The organism is Aeromonas sp. s13, from assembly GCF_040907905.1.
Taxonomy (GTDB): domain Bacteria; phylum Pseudomonadota; class Gammaproteobacteria; order Enterobacterales; family Aeromonadaceae; genus Aeromonas; species Aeromonas veronii.
Genome location: NZ_JBFOCS010000053.1, coordinates 26,267 through 42,107 on the forward strand (window position 1 = coordinate 26,267; position 15,841 = coordinate 42,107).

The 15,841-nt window shown below is 59.6% G+C and carries 17 protein-coding genes; 9 read left to right on the forward strand and 8 right to left on the reverse strand.

The window, feature by feature from the left end; all coding sequences use genetic code 11:
• The first annotated feature begins 23 nt into the window (after positions 1 to 23).
• The 3 genes from rlmB (at position 24) to AB5Y82_RS09410 (ending at position 1,993) form a co-directional block, all read left to right on the forward strand.
• A complete protein-coding gene (gene rlmB / locus AB5Y82_RS09400) occupies positions 24 to 773 on the forward strand; it encodes a 23S rRNA (guanosine(2251)-2'-O)-methyltransferase RlmB (protein ID WP_201953495.1) in 750 nt (249 codons plus the stop codon).
• 2 nt (positions 774 to 775) lie between these two features.
• Positions 776 to 1,348 carry a Crp/Fnr family transcriptional regulator gene (locus AB5Y82_RS09405; protein WP_058056465.1) on the forward strand — a complete coding sequence of 191 codons (573 nt, stop codon included), beginning with the start codon at positions 776 to 778 and terminating at the stop codon, positions 1,346 to 1,348.
• Between the two features lie 189 nt (positions 1,349 to 1,537).
• The gene (locus tag AB5Y82_RS09410) at positions 1,538 to 1,993 is read left to right on the forward strand and encodes a GNAT family N-acetyltransferase (RefSeq protein WP_206874703.1); all 456 of its coding nucleotides are present in this window, start codon (positions 1,538 to 1,540) and stop codon (positions 1,991 to 1,993) included.
• Between the two features lie 72 nt (positions 1,994 to 2,065).
• Here the strand turns inward: AB5Y82_RS09410 and srmB are convergent, their stop codons facing one another.
• Positions 2,066 to 3,289: an ATP-dependent RNA helicase SrmB gene (gene srmB, locus AB5Y82_RS09415; protein ID WP_005335816.1), complete on the reverse strand. Its 1,224-nt coding sequence runs from the start codon at positions 3,287 to 3,289 to the stop codon at positions 2,066 to 2,068.
• Between the two features lie 119 nt (positions 3,290 to 3,408).
• On the opposite strand from srmB, the gene AB5Y82_RS09420 reads away from it, so the two are divergent.
• The 3 genes from AB5Y82_RS09420 to brnQ (AB5Y82_RS09430) all read left to right on the forward strand — a co-directional run bounded on the left by AB5Y82_RS09420 (position 3,409) and on the right by brnQ (AB5Y82_RS09430) (position 7,331).
• Positions 3,409 to 4,119, forward strand: coding sequence for a tRNA1(Val) (adenine(37)-N6)-methyltransferase (locus AB5Y82_RS09420; RefSeq protein ID WP_236269396.1), 711 nt, complete (start codon positions 3,409 to 3,411; stop codon positions 4,117 to 4,119).
• 191 nt (positions 4,120 to 4,310) lie between these two features.
• Positions 4,311 to 5,615 carry a branched-chain amino acid transport system II carrier protein gene (brnQ, locus tag AB5Y82_RS09425; RefSeq protein WP_041236099.1) on the forward strand — a complete coding sequence of 435 codons (1,305 nt, stop codon included), beginning with the start codon at positions 4,311 to 4,313 and terminating at the stop codon, positions 5,613 to 5,615.
• A gap of 438 nt (positions 5,616 to 6,053) precedes the next feature.
• Positions 6,054 to 7,331 (forward strand): branched-chain amino acid transport system II carrier protein, encoded by a 1,278-nt coding sequence (brnQ, locus tag AB5Y82_RS09430; RefSeq protein WP_368173907.1) that lies wholly within the window; start codon positions 6,054 to 6,056, stop codon positions 7,329 to 7,331.
• Between the two features lie 73 nt (positions 7,332 to 7,404).
• Here the strand turns inward: brnQ (AB5Y82_RS09430) and AB5Y82_RS09435 are convergent, their stop codons facing one another.
• The 3 genes from AB5Y82_RS09435 to zur are packed head-to-tail and all read right to left on the reverse strand — an operon-like array spanning position 7,405 to position 8,549.
• Positions 7,405 to 7,635: a hypothetical protein gene (locus AB5Y82_RS09435; protein ID WP_368173903.1), complete on the reverse strand. Its 231-nt coding sequence runs from the start codon at positions 7,633 to 7,635 to the stop codon at positions 7,405 to 7,407.
• Positions 7,636 to 7,639: 4 nt separating this feature from the next.
• Entirely contained in the window at positions 7,640 to 8,101 is a 462-nt protein-coding gene (locus AB5Y82_RS09440) for a chemotaxis protein CheX (RefSeq protein WP_005335807.1), read from the reverse strand.
• Positions 8,091 to 8,549: a zinc uptake transcriptional repressor Zur gene (gene zur, locus AB5Y82_RS09445; protein ID WP_107682785.1), complete on the reverse strand. Its 459-nt coding sequence runs from the start codon at positions 8,547 to 8,549 to the stop codon at positions 8,091 to 8,093. Before zur ends, AB5Y82_RS09440 begins: the two co-directional genes overlap by 11 nt.
• 137 nt (positions 8,550 to 8,686) lie before the next feature.
• Between zur and dusA the strand changes: the two genes are divergently transcribed.
• Positions 8,687 to 9,673, forward strand: a complete 987-nt coding sequence (dusA, locus tag AB5Y82_RS09450; protein ID WP_368173904.1) for a tRNA dihydrouridine(20/20a) synthase DusA — start codon at positions 8,687 to 8,689, stop codon at positions 9,671 to 9,673.
• A 67-nt stretch (positions 9,674 to 9,740) separates the two neighbouring features.
• On the opposite strand, the gene AB5Y82_RS09455 is transcribed toward dusA, so the two are convergent.
• From AB5Y82_RS09455 to AB5Y82_RS09465, 3 genes are all read right to left on the reverse strand, one after another.
• Positions 9,741 to 11,300 carry a PAS domain-containing methyl-accepting chemotaxis protein gene (locus AB5Y82_RS09455; RefSeq protein WP_159144369.1) on the reverse strand — a complete coding sequence of 520 codons (1,560 nt, stop codon included), beginning with the start codon at positions 11,298 to 11,300 and terminating at the stop codon, positions 9,741 to 9,743.
• 137 nt (positions 11,301 to 11,437) lie between these two features.
• Positions 11,438 to 11,737, reverse strand: a complete 300-nt coding sequence (locus AB5Y82_RS09460) for a hypothetical protein (RefSeq protein ID WP_005335795.1) — start codon at positions 11,735 to 11,737, stop codon at positions 11,438 to 11,440.
• Between the two features lie 118 nt (positions 11,738 to 11,855).
• A complete protein-coding gene (locus AB5Y82_RS09465) occupies positions 11,856 to 13,460 on the reverse strand; it encodes an ABC transporter substrate-binding protein (protein ID WP_368173905.1) in 1,605 nt (534 codons plus the stop codon).
• A gap of 184 nt (positions 13,461 to 13,644) precedes the next feature.
• On the opposite strand from AB5Y82_RS09465, the gene AB5Y82_RS09470 reads away from it, so the two are divergent.
• Positions 13,645 to 14,352, forward strand: a complete 708-nt coding sequence (locus AB5Y82_RS09470; RefSeq protein WP_159144367.1) for a ParB-like protein — start codon at positions 13,645 to 13,647, stop codon at positions 14,350 to 14,352.
• A 101-nt stretch (positions 14,353 to 14,453) separates the two neighbouring features.
• Here the strand turns inward: AB5Y82_RS09470 and AB5Y82_RS09475 are convergent, their stop codons facing one another.
• Positions 14,454 to 15,113 carry a CatB-related O-acetyltransferase gene (locus AB5Y82_RS09475; RefSeq protein ID WP_159144366.1) on the reverse strand — a complete coding sequence of 220 codons (660 nt, stop codon included), beginning with the start codon at positions 15,111 to 15,113 and terminating at the stop codon, positions 14,454 to 14,456.
• A 285-nt stretch (positions 15,114 to 15,398) separates the two neighbouring features.
• Here AB5Y82_RS09475 and AB5Y82_RS09480 point away from each other — a divergent pair, with 285 nt between their 5' ends.
• Complete coding sequence (locus tag AB5Y82_RS09480; RefSeq protein ID WP_159144365.1) at positions 15,399 to 15,827, forward strand: DUF2753 family protein; 429 nt, start codon at positions 15,399 to 15,401, stop codon at positions 15,825 to 15,827.
• The last annotated feature ends 14 nt before the right edge of the window (positions 15,828 to 15,841 follow it).

The window sequence follows — 15,841 nt, forward strand, 5'->3', positions numbered from 1 at the left end:
GGCCCGACCTACGGATCTTGAACATGAGCACTGAACTGATCTACGGCATTCACGCTGTATCCGCGCTGCTGGAGCGCACCCCGGAGCGCTTTATCGAAGTGTGGGCCCTCAAGGGGCGGGATGACGACCGGCTGCAACCCCTGCTGAACGAGCTGGAATCCCTCGGCCTCAAGGTGCAGAGCGTGAACCGCAAGACACTCGACGATAAAGCGGAAGGCAACAATCACCAGGGCATCATGGCCCGGGTGAAAGAGGCGCCGAAGCTCGCCGAGCACGATCTGGCCAGCCTGCTGGACGAGCTGGCTGCACAACAGAGCCAGCCCTTCCTGCTGGTACTGGATGGCGTGACCGATCCGCATAACCTCGGCGCCTGCCTGCGCAGCGCCGATGCTGCCGGGGCTCATGCGGTGATCGTGCCGCGGGACAAGGCCACGGGTCTCACCCCAATCGTGCGCAAGGTTGCCTGTGGCGCCGCCGAAGTGGTGCCGCTTATTCAGGTCACCAACCTGGCCCGCACCCTGCGCGAATTGCAGGAGCGCGGCGTCTGGATTGTCGGCACCGCTGGCGAGGCCGATCACGACCTCTATCAGGCCAAACTGACCGGCCCGATGGCGCTGGTGATGGGTGCCGAAGGTAAAGGTATGCGTCGCCTGACCCGCGAACATTGCGACGAGCTGGTGAGCATCCCAATGGCAGGGGCGGTATCCAGCCTCAACGTCTCAGTGGCAACCGGCGTCTGCCTGTTTGAAGCCGTGCGTCAGCGTCGCGGTTAATCATGCTGACTGACAGACCCCCCTTCGATTGGGCGCAGGTCGCAGATAAAGAGGAGGCCGCGCGCCTCCTCTCTTTTGCCCGCCCGCTGACCCTCAGCCCGAAAAGCTGCCTCTGGCACGCCGGTGACAGCCCGGATCTGCTGGTCAGGGTGGAGCAGGGGCTGCTGCGGGCCAAGCTGGTGCTGGAGGATGGCCGCGAGTACATCAAGGAGTTCTATTGGGAGGGGGACGAGTTTCTCGACTTCCATCACCTGCTCAGTGGCGAGCCGGCCCGCTACAGCGTGGAGGCGCTGGAGCCCTGTCGTCTGCAGCTGTTCAGTCTGGCCGACCTGCGCCAGCTGCCCGGCTGGCCGCGCTGGTACCAGCACCTGCTGGAGGTGCAGCTGCGCATCAAGGAGGAGAAGGAGCAGTTGCTGCTGACCGGTAGCCCGCAGGCGCGCTATCAGCACTTTTTGGACAGCTTTCCCGCGCTTGATGCCAGAGTGCCCGACCACCAGATTGCAGCCTATCTCGGCATTACTCCCATCAGCCTGAGCCGCATTCGCAAGCGGTTGAGAGCGCTGAACAAGGAATAGTGTCGCCGAGGCGCCATGAGGGGCTGTGTTGCCACCAGATTTCAGACCTTTCATAGAGCCCGTCTCGGCATTACGCCAGCCAGTCAGTCTGAGCCGCATTCACAAACGGCTGAAAGAACTTAACAAAGGTTAATGCAGGGCACTGGCGTCACGATTATGCTGGCAGGCCGAACTGATAAGGAGTTGCCGATGAACTGGATCCTGAAACCCTGGTCTGAACTGACCACTGACGAGTTGTATGAGTTGCTGGCGCTGCGGGCCGAGGTGTTCGTGGTGGAGCAGACCTGCCCCTTTCAGGATCTGGACGGGCTCGATCGCCGCGAAGGGGTCTTGCACCTGCTCGGATATCAGGGCGATCTGCTGGCCGCCTATGCGCGGATTATGGCGCCCGGCATCGGCGATGAGAGCGGCGCCGCTATCGGCCGGGTGGTGACCTCACCCAAGGCGCGTGGCGGTGGTCTCGGTCACCAGCTAATAGGCGAGGCGGTCAAGGCGTGCGAGGCGCGCTGGCCGACTCACAGCATCTGGCTGGGGGCGCAGGCCCATCTGCAGGGCTTCTATGGCCAGCACGGTTTTGTGGCGGAAGGGGAAGGCTATCTCGAAGATGATATCCCCCATATGGGGATGCGCAGAGTGGCGGCATAACCACTCGTCAGAGTGATTCAGAATGCAGAAGGGCCATCCCGCGGGATGGCCCTTCTCTTTATCGCCAGGCGATCACTTCTTCTTTTTCTTCTTGGCGGACTTCTTCTTGTCGACCGGCTTTTTCTTCTTCACCGGTACCCGCGCTTCCTTGTGTTTCGGGCGCAGCTCGTCGATCACCCGGCGCTTGAGGCGCTCTTCGGTGTAGCGCTCGATCTTGGCGACCATCGCCATGTCGTGGGCTTCCACCAGGCTGATGGCGCATCCTCGGTTGCCGGCGCGGCCGGTACGACCGATCCGGTGGACGTAAACATCGGCGCCGTAGGGCATGTCGTAGTTGATGACATGGCTGACGTTCGGCAGGTCGATACCGCGGGCGGCGACGTCGGTGGCGATCAGGAAGGGTACTTCACCTTCGTGGAACTTGCGGATCGACTCGATACGCTTGCTCTGCTCCATCTCGCCGCGGATCCAGGCGCAGGAGATGCCTGCCGCCTGCAGCTGGCCGGAGAGCTCCGCCAGACGCTCGCGAGTCTTGACGAAGATAATGGCTTTCTGGGTTTCCGGATCTTTCAGGATATGGGTCAGCAGCGCCAGCTTGTGGGCGGCGTCATCGGCCAGATGGATCCACTGGGTAATGGGGCGACGTTCGCTGCGGGGCGGCTCGGCGTGCAGCTCCACCGGATCCTTGAGGATCTCGTTGGCGAACTTCTCAAGGCCGGCCCCTTCCAGGGTGGCGGAGAAGAGCATGGTGTGCTTGCGGTAGCGTGCCTCTTCCACGATGCGGTTCACATCCTTGATAAAGCCCATGTCCAGCATGCGATCCGCTTCATCCAGCACCAGCACTTCGATGTCGTGGCTCTCGAACTCCTCTTTCTCGATGTACTCGAGCAGACGGCCCGGGGTGGCCACGACGATGTCGGTGGTCTTGGTCAGGGCAGGCAGCTGCTCTTCATGGCTGACGCCGCCGATGATGGTTTCGATGCTGAGGTTGGTATGGGCCGCCAGCGCCTTGGCGTGGGCGGTCACCTGCAGCGCCAGCTCGCGGGTCGGGGTCAGGATCAGCATGCGGCAGGGGCCCGGCTTGCGGCGCGGGAAGTCCAGCAGATGCTGGAGTGCCGGCAGCAGGAAAGAGGCGGTCTTGCCGGTACCGGTCGGAGCGGATGCCAGAATATCGCGGCCGTCCAGGGCTGGCTCCAGCACCATCTGCTGGATGGTGGTGGGGCGGGTGAATCCCATCTCGGCCAAGGCCCGGTTGAGGGCTGGGTGCAGGTCGAAATCATCAAAGGACTGGCTCATGGCAATACTCGGTCATTAAGGAAACGGCAGATTATAGGCGATTATCTCGTCGGCTCCTATTGGTGAGTGTGTCTTAGCCGCTATAATCGCCCACCATTTTTGCAGATGACGGGGGCCAGATGGGACGTAGTCGCGGATTTACCTTCAAACAGTTCCATATCAATCACGATCGCTGCGCCATGAAGGTGGGCACCGATGGCATTTTGCTCGGTGCCTGGGCGCCGGTCGAACAGGCGCGTCGAGTGCTCGATATCGGCACCGGCAGCGGCCTGATCGCCCTGATGCTGGCCCAGCGCAGCAGATCTGACTGCCGTCTTGATGCGGTTGAGCTGGATATTAATGCGGCCAGCCAGGCGCGGGAGAATGCGGCTGCCTCTCCCTGGGCCGATCGGGTGACCGTCATAGAGAGTGCCATTCAGGATTTTCAGGCCGCCCCTTACGATCTTGTCGTCTCCAACCCTCCTTATTTCGTGGCAGGCCAGTCATTTAGCGATCCGGCGCGGGCGTTGGCCCGCCATACCGGCGCCCTCGACAGCCCCGCATTACTGGCGGCCTGCGATCGTTTGCTGAGCCCGAACGGGCAGGTGGCGCTGGTGCTGCCGACGGCGATGGCCGATGAAATTTTATGCATTTCGGCGAATTATGATCTGCATGGCATTTGTTATACAGCTGTTATCACCAGAGAGGGTAAAGAGGCAAATCGTGTTTTATTGCTACTTGGCAGAGGATTAAACAGGTGTGAGAGGGGTGAAATTGTGATCCATTCTGCTGATGGGGCCTATTCCGACAGATATATCCAACTGACCAACCCCTTCTATTTGAAGATGTAAATTTCGTCTTGAACTATTTTTTCACGCCATTATGCTGGTTCCAGATCGAGCGCCCGCTCCAGACCAGCTAAAACCACTGGTTGCGATGAAAAAACATGCGGGGCTCTTTTTTTATACCCCCTGAACACACCCGGTCAGCGACCGATAAAAACTATAACAAGCAATAATTTACAAGACAGACGAGGTTGAACTTGACGAAATCACTCACATTGTCCGATGTACTCGGATTAGGGTTTATGACCTTCGCCTTCTACCTGGGCGCCGGTAACATCATTTTCCCGCCGTTGGCCGGTTACATGGCTGGTGAGCACCTCTCCCTGGCGATGTTTGGCTTCCTGGTCACTGCCGTGGGCCTGCCTCTGGTGACCATTCTGGCCGTGGCGAAAGCCGGTAACGGCTGGGCTGGCATGACCAAGCTGCTGCCTGCCGGTGTCGCGACTGCGCTGGCCGTTGCCATCTATATCATCATAGGCCCGGCCTTTGCCGCGCCCCGTACCGGTCTGGTTGCCTATGAAATGGGCCTCAAGCCGTTTATCGGCGATATGGGGCAAGCGGGTCTGGCTGCCTATACCGTGATCTTCTTTGGTGTGGCCATTCTGGTCTCCATGAACCAGGGCAAGCTGATGGACGCCATCGGCAAATACCTGACTCCGGTACTGATGCTGCTGCTGCTGACTCTGGCGGTCGGGGTATTCGTAGCGCCGCAAGGCTCCATGCCTGATGCGTCCGGTGACTATCAGAACAGCCCCTTCGTCAAAGGGATCCTGGAAGGCTACAACACTATGGACACCCTGGCGTCCCTGATGTTTGGCGCCCTGATCGTCGATCTGCTGCGCCAGAAAGGCATCAACGATTACAAGAGCCAGTTCAAGTATCTGGCCATTGCCGGCCTCATCTCTGCCGTTGGTCTGAGCGTGGTGTACGTCTCCCTGTTCCAGCTGGGTAACACTGCAGCCGGTGTGGCGACCGATGTCAGCAATGGTGGCGCCATCGTCAATGCCTACGTACTGAGCCTGTTTGGTCAGCCGGGTCAGTTCATTCTGGCGGCCATCATCACTCTGGCGTGCTTTACCACTGCAGTCGGTCTGATCTCCGCTTGTTCCGATTTCTTCCACAATCTGACCGGCATGGCTTACAAGAAGCTGGTGGTGTTGCTGGGCGTTATCTGTGCCGTGGTGGCCAACGTGGGCCTGAGCCAGTTGATCAGCCTCTCCATTCCGGTGCTGGTTGCCATCTATCCGGTTGCCGTGGCGCTGGTGCTGGTCACCTTCCTGAAGGGTTACTTCGGCCGCCCCCGTCTGGTGTTCCGTGGGGTGTTGATGGTTGCCTTCCTGTTTGGTTGCCTGGATGGTCTGGGTGCTGCCGGTATGAAGATGGATGCGTTTGCCTTCCTGCCGCTGTTCGACAAGGGCCTCGCCTGGCTGATGCCGACCCTGCTGGCCTGCGTAGTTGGCGTGATGGTGCGTCCGACCGAGATGGCTGCCGAAGCTGCCTGATCACACCCGATCTGATATTGCCAAGAGCCTGCCCCGTGCAGGCTCTTTTGTTTTCTGTGAGCCTCGCTTGCACTGCCGTAATTGTCACTGTACACAGATTGCATCTGAGCAGCCGTATCTTGCCGCTATAACCCGTTCCCCTCTTCTTGCCTCCCATACGCAACGTGTGACACCTGTTTATGGAGCGCCGAGTTGTTCGGCGATTAATTCCACAGCGGTAAATTGTTTCAAGATATTAATTGGTGATTGAGATCGAACTCCTCTTCTTTATGCTAAAGGTGGTGCGCCTCATCCGGTCCGCGGGCTGTGTGGGGGCGAGAGGTATTGTTACCGGTTATCTGCCAGGCAGTGGGTGCAATCAATAACAAGCTGATAAGGCAGATGAGGTTGAGTTTGACGAAATCATTGAAGTTGTCCGACGTATTCGGATTGGGGTTTATGACGTTTGCCTTCTATCTGGGGGCTGGCAATATCATTTTTCCGCCGCTGGCCGGTTTTATGGCTGGTGAGCATCTGCTGGCCGCCATGTGCGGCTTTTTGCTGACGGCAGTGGGTTTGCCGCTGATCACCCTGATTGCGGTGGCCAAGGGGAGCTCGGGGGGCGGCGCGAGTGGCTGGACCGGAATGACCCGCTATCTGCCCGCCGGGGCGGCGACGGCGCTGGCCATCGCCATCTATATCATCATGGGGCCAGCCTTTGCCATTCCCCGCACCGGTCTGGTCGCCTACGAGATGGGGCTCAAGCCCTGGCTCGGCGATGCCGGTCATGCGGGGCTGCTGATCTACACCCTGAGTTTCTTTGCGCTGGTGATCCTGGTGGCGCTCGATCGGGGCAAGCTGCTCGATGCGGTCGGCAAGTATCTGACCCCAGCCCTGATGGCGATGCTGCTCATTCTGGCGGTCGGGGTCTTTATGACGCCGCAGGGCACCATGCCTGATGCCAGCGGTGAGTACATAGATGCAGCCCTGACCAAAGGAATGCTGGAGGGGTACAACACCATGGATACCCTGGCCTCCCTGATGTTTGGAGCCCTGATCATCGGGTTGCTGCGCCAGAAGGGGATTGAGGATTATCGCAGCCAGTTCAAATATCTGACCATTGCAGGCTTGATCTCGGCGGTCGGGTTGTCGGCGGTGTATGTCTCGCTCTTTCAGCTGGGCAACAGCGCCGGTGGGGTGGCGAGCGATATCAGCAACGGCGGCGTCATCGTCAATGCTTACGTCCTGAGTCTGTTTGGTCAACCGGGTCAGTTTATTCTGGCTGCCATCATCACCCTGGCCTGTTTTACCAGTGCGGTCGGCCTGCTCTGTGCCGGTGCCGACTACTTCCATGGCCTGACAGGTTGGGCCTATCGCAACTGGGTGATGCTGCTGGGGGCGCTTTGTGCAGTGGTGGCCAATGTGGGGCTGAGCGAGCTGATCGGCCTCTCGATTCCGGTGCTGGTGGCCATCTATCCGGTGGCCATCGCGCTGGTGCTGGTGACCTTCCTCAAGGGATGGTTTGCCCAGCCACGGCTGGCGTTTCGCGGCGTGCTGACGGTCGCCTTTCTGTTTGGTTGCCTCGATGGGCTGGGGGCTGCCGGGATGGCGATGGACGGCTTTGCCTTCCTGCCGCTGTTCGACAAGGGGCTTGCCTGGCTGCTGCCGACTCTGTTGGCCTGCATTATCGGCATCCTGGTGCGACCAAGCAGGAAGTTGGCTGCCGAAGCGGCTTGATTCAGAAACAACGAGATAGCAAAGAGGCCAGCAGCTGCTGGCCTCTTTTGTTTCTGCCGGATCCGTTACCGGATCAGATTTGCGGGCCTTTCGGCTTGGGTTTGCCCTCCAGACCATACCAGTGGGTTTCTACCCGTCCGGCATACCACTCGAAGGTGCCCCAGGGCTGCTTGGTTTCCCAGCGCGGGAAGTTGATGAGCACCCGGTTATCTTCGTACTTGTAGAGGGAGGTGCTGATCTGAATGTCCGACAGGATCAACAGCAGGGCCCAGCAGATGAAAATCCATTTCAATGCTTTCCACATAGGGTTACTCGAAGCAGATTTCGATAGTGGCGCGACCGAAATCCGATTCGAACGGCATCATGATCTTGGTGCCATCGGCACGGTGGGTAATGGTGTGGTTGGGACCGGAGACGATGATGGGGGTCGCCATGTCAAACTCGTAGCCCTTCTCGCCCAGCATCCGCTTGGCACCGCCGGTCACCATGTTGGTGATTTCACCGACCATGTCGGTCACCTCTTCGTTGATGTTGGCGGGAGCTTCCCCCAGCATGCGGCGCATGATCTCCAGCGCCAGCCCCTTCTCGAAGCTGATTGAGAGGGAGCCACGGGTCTGCGGGCCGACCATGCCAATCAGGCCGGAGACGTCGCCGCGCGCCAGCTCATCCATCTTGCGTTTCGGTTTGCCCGGTTTGAGTTCCAGCTGTGCCATGGTCGAGAGCACATTGAGCAGGGATAGCAGGAACGGATTTACAAAATCAGCCTTCATGATGACTTCCTACAGTGGGCGTACAACGGGCACATTGGCCATGTGCCTCTATCGTCTTATTGGTAATAGTAAAACCATGCAAGTGGGCCTGCTCGGAAAACGCGCTATCGATCGCCGTATCGTGAAGCTCGACCACATCCCCGCACTCGTCGCAGATCAGCAACTGCATCGGGTGAGCGTGATCGAAGTGGCAGCAGAAGATAAATGCGTTGAGAGATTCCACCTTGTGAGCAAAGCCCTGTTCGAGCAAAAAATCGAGTGCCCGATAGACGGTTGGCGGCTTGGCATTCGCTTCGGTTTGTTGCAGCTGGGCCAACAAATCATAGGCGCTGATGGCGTTGCCGTGTGCCGCCAGCAGGCGAAATACCTGACGTCGGGTCGGGGTGAAGCGGCTCCCTCGCTGTATACAGAGTCGCTCGGCTCGTTGTAAAAGTTGGTCTTGATTCATGATCGCGCAGATACCCTTTCTATTAGCCGGATACTATCACAGGGCCTCGCATGGCGCGGCGACAAAATTCATTTTCTGGGGCTGCTTCACGTTGTGATAAAATCCGCCCCTTTCTTTAGCCAACCCGGATGATTTTTATGCAGGCGCAGCGTTTTTCCATCGCCCCCATGCTGGACTGGACTGATCGGCATTGCCGTTACTTTCATCGACTGATGAGCCGCCAGACCTTGCTCTATACCGAAATGGTGACCACCGGCGCCATCATCCACGGCAAGGGGGATTATCTGGGTTACAGCGAGCAGGAGCACCCCATCTCCCTGCAGCTGGGTGGCAGCAATCCAGCCGATCTGGCGCGCTGTGCCAAGCTGGCCGAGGAGCGCGGCTATGACGAGGTGAACATCAACGTCGGCTGCCCCTCCGATCGGGTGCAGAACGGTCGCTTTGGTGCCTGCCTGATGGGTGAACCGGCGCTGGTGGCAGACTGCGTCAAGGCGATGCGCGATGTGGTCGATATTCCGGTGACGGTGAAGACCCGTATCGGCATCGACGAACAGGACTCCTACGAATTTCTGCAGGCATTCATCGAACAGGTGCGCGATGCCGGTTGCGACACCTTTATCGTCCATGCCCGCAAGGCGTGGCTGAGTGGCTTGAGCCCCAAGGAGAACCGCGAGATCCCGCCCCTCGATTATCCTCGGGTCTATCGGGTCAAACAGGATTACCCGGAGCTGACCATCGCCCTCAACGGCGGTGTCACCTCCATGGAGCAGACTCTCGAGCACCTGCAACACGTCGATGGCGTCATGATGGGGCGTGAAGCCTATCAGAACCCCTACATTCTGGCGCAGGTAGACAACCTGGTGTTCGGCCAGAACAACGCCGTGCCGAGCCGCCACGAAGTGGTGCGGATGATGCTGCCCTATATCGAGCAGGAACTGGCCAAGGGCAACTACCTCTCCCACATGACCCGCCACATGCTGGGATTGTTCCAGAATATGCAGGGGGCCCGCGCCTGGCGTCGTCACCTGAGCGAGAACGCCTGCAAACCGGGCGCCGGTATTCAGGTGGTGCTGGATGCCATGGCCAAGGTGCCGGAGTTTGCCAGCAGCGAGACGGCCGAATAAGCCTGTTGTGCCAAGGCAAGAGCAACAAAAAGCGCGTCAGTTGACGCGCTTTTTTATTACTGTCGCTTCAATATCTGAACTGGTTGATCAGCCGCGAGAGATCCTGCAGCCGCTCTACCAGCAGGGTGATGCCATCGAGGGCCTGCCTGCTGTTGTCGGCGGTGTGGCTGGCCAGTTGGTGGATCTGGTGTACCCCTTCATCGAGGGTCGCCGTGACGTCGGCCTGCTGACTCACCGCCTGGGCGATCTCGTCGCTGGTGCGGGTTACCTGCCCCAGCATCCGGTTGATCTGGGTGAGCACGTCGGCGGTGGTGCCCGCGTGCTGCTGGCAGCGTACCGAGGTCTGCGCCCCTTGTGTCATCCCGTCCGACAGCTGTTGTGTAGTCTGTTGCAGCGCCTGGATCATCTCGTGGATCTCGCTGGTCGAGGCTCGGGTCTTCTGGGCCAGCGCCCTCACTTCATCCGCCACCACGGCAAAACCGCGCCCCTGTTCGCCCGCCCGGGCGGCCTCGATGGCCGCATTGAGGGCGAGCAGGTTGGTCTGGTCAGCGATTTGACTGATCACCTCCAGAATACCGCTGATCTTCTGGCTGTCGCTGGTGAGCTGGGCCAGCACGGCATGGTTGGCATCCAGCTCCTGATGAAGTTGGTTGACGGCGGATCGGGTGGTCGCCAATGCTTGCAGCCCCTCATCGGAGACCTGCTGTACCTCTATAACCAGATTGCTCGCCTCATGGGCACTGTGGGCCACATCGCGAATGGAGTGGCTCAACTCGGTGATGGCGGTCGCCAGCTGCTCGCTGTGGGCGCGCTGCTGCTGCAGATGAGTATCAATGGTCTGGATATTGCCCCGGTCATCTTCGGCTGCCTGCAGGATCTGCTGGTTGGTGTCGGCGCTGCGCCCGACCACGGCCTTGAGCTCGGCCTGCTTCATTCGCAGGGCCAGTTCGACGGCCGCCAGGGTATCGCGCCGTCGGGTGTAGAGCACCTGACAGAGGTGGGTTCCCTTGTCTTGATCGGCAAGGGTGAGCAGATGAGCCAGCCGCTGCTGCAATCGCCAGCCGTGGATTGCCTGTGCCAACAGCAACAAGGCGGTGGGCAGCAGCCATAACAGGTTGCCGGTGGCAAAGGTAGCAAGGATGGTGAGCAAGGCAGAAGCGGAGAGCCAGAGGGTCAGCTGACCCGGTTCAATGTGAAACCGGCTCAGCCAGGGAAGTGCCTTGCCGCTGCGCAGCAGGCCATAGAGCTGCTCGGCCCAGGCCACATCGCTGGCGGCGGGTTTGGTGCGCACCGACTGGAACTCGACGATCTCCTTCTGCGCATTGAGGATCGGGGTGACGTAAGCGTTTACCCAATAGAACTGACCGCTTTTGGAGCGGTTCTTGACCAGCCCCATCCAGCTTTTGCCCTGTCGCAGCCGCTGCCACATGTCGGCGAAGGCCACCTTGGGCATGTCGGGGTGTCGCACCAGATTGTGGGGCACCCCTTCCATTTCGGCAGCACCGTACCCGGCCACATCACAGAAGTGCTGGTTGGCATAGGTAATATGACTGGCGGGATCCGTGGTCGAGATGAGTGCGATGTTGTCGGGGAAGTGTATCTCCCCCTCCTGATGGAGTCTGGTCATGTGTCGTTCCTGAAAAAGCCAACTAACTGATAACTATGTTTTTTATTGTCGTTCTCAGTTAATCATTCTAAGGCTCTTCAGTGACCCGAACTTGGCTTGGGTCAATTAATCAACACAATGAATTGATGAAGTGAGGGTCAGCTGGCCGGTGTGAAATCGTGAACTTCGCCGCTTCTCGGTTTAAAGCGCGGATCGCTATCTTTGTAGCTGCGCACCAGCTCCATCGTCTTGCAAAAGCTGGTCTGCTTGTCGTACTCCTGACGAGCCAACTCGATGGCCCGTTCGGCACGGCGCCGCTCCATCTTGTCAGACTTGCGATCGCTGAACTGTTGCTGCTGGTGCAGCATCCAGCCGACAAACTCTTGCTGGCATTGGGATTCGCTATTGGCCTGCGCGGGCAGGGTCCACAACAACGAGAGCAGTATCAAATAACGCATGTCTGACTGGGCATTGAAGATTAATTGAACAGAAGGGGCGACATTTTAGGCTGGAAATCAGGGTGTGAACAGTATCAATAGCGAGGCCCTGCGGGGCCTCGCATCGTTGTGGCCGGTGTCAGTGTTTGACGAGGTACAGCTGGCGGCTGTAGGCCACATCTTCCGGGTTGTTGATGGGGTAGCCCTTGAGCCATGGCTTGATGAGTCGGGCATTGGTGTACTGGTAGATGGGGGCGATGGGGGCTTGATCCAGCAGGATCGCCTCCGCCTCGCCAAACAGCTTGCTGCGGCTGGCGGCATCCTGAGTGCTGGCCGCCTCTGCCAGTAGCTGGTCATAACGGGCATTGGCAAAGCCAGCCATATTGCCGCTGTGACGAGAGCCCCACAGGCCAAGGAACGCTGAAGGGTCGTTATAATCGGCGACCCAGGAGGAGCGGCTCACCTCGAACTGACCACTCTGGCGGCTGTCGAGATAGGTTTTCCACTCCTGATTGGTCAGCTCGACCTCGGCGCCCAGCTTCTGCTTCCACATGCTGGCGATGGCCAGCGCCATCTTCTTGTGAATTTCCGCGGTGTTGTAGAGCAGGGTCAACTTGAGCGGCTTGTCCGGGCCGTAACCGGCCTCCTTGAGCAGGGCCTTGGCCTTGCTGTCCAGCGCCGGTTGGCTGCTGGTGGAGAGCAAGTTGACGGCCGGGGTAAAGCTGGCGGTCACATCCGGAGTGAAGTGATAAGCAGGTTTCTCGCCAGTGCCGAGCACTTTGTCGGCGATCAGGGCGCGGTCGATGGTGTAGGAGAGCGCCTTGCGCACCCGCACATCGTTCAGTGGTGCCTGACGGGTATTGAAAGCGTAGTAGTAGGTACCGAGCTGATCCGGGGTGTAGACCTCATTCGGGATCTGCTGCTTCAGCTTGTCGTACTGCTCCTTGGGGAAGGATTCGGTGATATGCAGATCGCCCGCCAGATAGCGGTTGGTCGCCGCGCTCTCCTGATTGATCGGCATGAAGATCACCTTGGTCAATACGGTATGGGCCCGATCCCAGTAATAAGGGTTGGGGGTCAGCTCCAGCTTCTCGTTGACCACCCGGTTGTTCAGCACAAAGGCACCGTTGCCCACCAGTTTGCCGGGTTGGGTCCACTGGTTGCCGTACTGCTCGATGCTGGCCTGATGGAGCGGCGACAGGCTGGGGTGGCTCAGCAGGTTCAGGAAGTAGGGCACCGGCTGGGAGAGGGTCACTTGCAGGGTGTGATCATCGAGGGCCTTGACCCCCAGCTCGCTGGCAGGCAATTTGCCAGCCACGATCTCGTCCACCTTGTCGAAACGGGCCAGTTGGGCAAACCAGGCGAAGGTGGCCGCCTCTTTCGGGTCGACCAGCTTGCGCCAGCCGTAGACGAAGTCGCCGGCCTTGACCGGATCGCCGTTGGACCAGCGCGCATCCGGGCGCAGATGGAAGGTAAAGAACTGGTTGCCCTTGTTCTCCCAGCTGGCCGCCACCCCGGCAACCGGTTTGCCATCCGGCCCCTGGGTCAGCAGCCCCTCGAACAGATCCCGCAGTACCTGCAACTCCGGCAGGCCGACCAGCTTGAGAGGGCTCAGGCTCGCAGGTTCATCCTTGAGGTGGCGAACGACAATCTGCTCGGCGGCGAGTTGTGTTCCGGCGGGAATATCGGCAGCCTGGACAGCAGCACAGCCCAGCAGGGCCAGCAAGGGGCTCCATCCTTTCATGGGTCGGATCCTTCAAATAGTGTGAAGCGGGGAGAAAACTCGGCGAGAAAATATCGCCGACAGATGGGAAATCATGATATCCCGTTTGCTGGTCTGACCGCCAGCATTCGACTCTCACTCCCAATCGGGGTAGAAGAGCGTTCCCGGCGTCTGTGCAGTTCAATGTGGTGAGGAGTGTCAAACGATGAAAGCATGGTTATTGCTGGCCTGTGTGTTGAGCCAGGGTGCCTGGGCGTTGGCCCCGTGCCAGAGCGACACGGCGGTGGGCAACTGGTGCGAGATCGGCATCGATGCCTTGCACCCGACTCAGGGAGGCGTCGGCCAGATCCAGGTCGATGAGACCCAGGCCACATTGGCGGGCATGAGCGCAAAGCAGCTCGACAAGTTGATGAAAAAGAAAGAGATCCCCGTGGTAATTGCGCCGGATGGCAGTTACTGGCTGGTGGACAGACACCATCTCACCAAGGCGCTGTGGCAGCAGGGCGTCAAGGATGCCCGGGTCAAGGTGATTGGCCGCCTGCAGGACAAGGCCAACTTCTGGAGCCAGATGCAGAACAACCACTGGGCCTGGCTCAAGGATGAGAAGGGGCAGCCGCTGACCCCGGAGCAGTTGCCGAGCAGTATCGACAAGCTGCCTGATTACCCCTATCGCACCCTCGCCGGACTGCTGCAGAATGCGGGCTACTTTCGCAAAGATAAACAGGTCTATTTCGTCGAGTTTGCCTGGGCCAGCTGGCTCGGCAAGCAGATGCAGTGGATGCCGGTGGACAGCGCCAATCTGGCGGCCCGCCTGCAACAGGCCAAACGGCTCGCCTGCGGCAGCGATGCCAAGGATCTACCCGGTTATCCCGGCAAGCAGTGCAGCCTCAACCAGTCCAAAAGCGCGCAGTGAGTGGGTGTGCGATGACGGCATCCAGAGTATGCCGGAGATAAAAGAGGGCGACCCCGGGGTCGCCCTTATGCTGTCAGCTTGCTACTGCTGGCTGGCGGTGGTCACCCATGGCACACCACCCAGCGGGCAGCAGCCTGTTCAAGCAGGGCGACGTCACCTTGCTGGATCAGCGGTAGCAGATCGTTGACCTGTTGATCCCGCCAATCCCACCAAGCGAGGGCCTGTAGCCGGGCAATTTCCTCCTCGCCAAAGCGCATTCGCACCACCCTGGCCGGGGTACCCGCCACCATGGCATAGGGCGGCACATCCTGATTGACCAACGAGCGGGCGGCGATGATGGCGCCATCGCCGATGGTGACACCGGGCATGATCATCGCCTCCATGCCGATCCAGACATCGTTGCCGATGCGGGTATCACCTGCGGGGTGGTAGCTGCGCTTGAGCGCCGCCAGATCGGCGAACGGATAGGTGCTGATGAAGGCCGTGTTGTGGGTGTGGTTGCCCCCCATGATGATCTTTACCCCGGCGGCAATTTGCACATAGTCGCCGATATGGAGCCGGTCGATATGCCAGAGCGGCTCCCAGCCGGTTTCCGGGCTGCGGCTGAAGGGATCGCCATGGAGGTAGCGCACCGCCACCTCTTCGAAGGGGCCATCCCAGGCACCCGAGTAGTAGCTGTGCTGCCCTTTGAGGCAGATATTGGGGTTGGTCACCGTCAGGTGCAGGTATTCGACCTGCGACCAGTGTTGGCAGGTGCTCATATTGGTACTCCTTTGCTGAATGGATCGGATGGGTTGCGTTCGCTTGAGCGCAGCTAATAGATCCAGACCAGCATGCGGGGCACGCAGAGCAGGGAGCAGCCCAGCATCTGCGGGAGGCGTGGTCGCATTGTGGTGTGCTCCAAAGGAGGGAGGAGGGGCACGATCATAAGGTCGGATGCCGGATTTGCCAAGGTTGCGCAAAGATCCTGCACTAACCCTCTGGTTGATATTTATTCTCAATTAGCCATGATAACACTCCCACCATGACGGACTCGGGAGAGCGAGATGACACCGCAAAGTTGGCAACGATACATGCTGGAGGCGGAGCGTGCCTGGCAGGCCGGTTCGCTGGGGGCGGCGATCTGCTTTTATCAGCAGGCGCTGGGAGATGTTTACCAGATGACCCAGGTCGAGTTGACCGAGCTGGCCACCATGCGGGTCGCCACCTGTCACCGGCTGGCCGACTTCTGGCGGGCGATGGATGAGCCGACTTACGAGCTGCGCTACCTGAAGCTTGCCTCCGAGCTGGTGACGGCGCTGGTGCCGCAGTGCCCCAACCGGGAGTGCGAGGCACTGATCAGCGAGCTGGGTTGCTGTCGCGGAGCCCTGCTCGCCTTTCTCAAGCGTCACCCCAATCCGGAAATTGCCCGGCTGATCCAGCTGCAGGACAAGGTGCAGGGCTGCGAGCTGATCGGCCGTTTTCGACTCAACTGAACGGATGTGGGCGC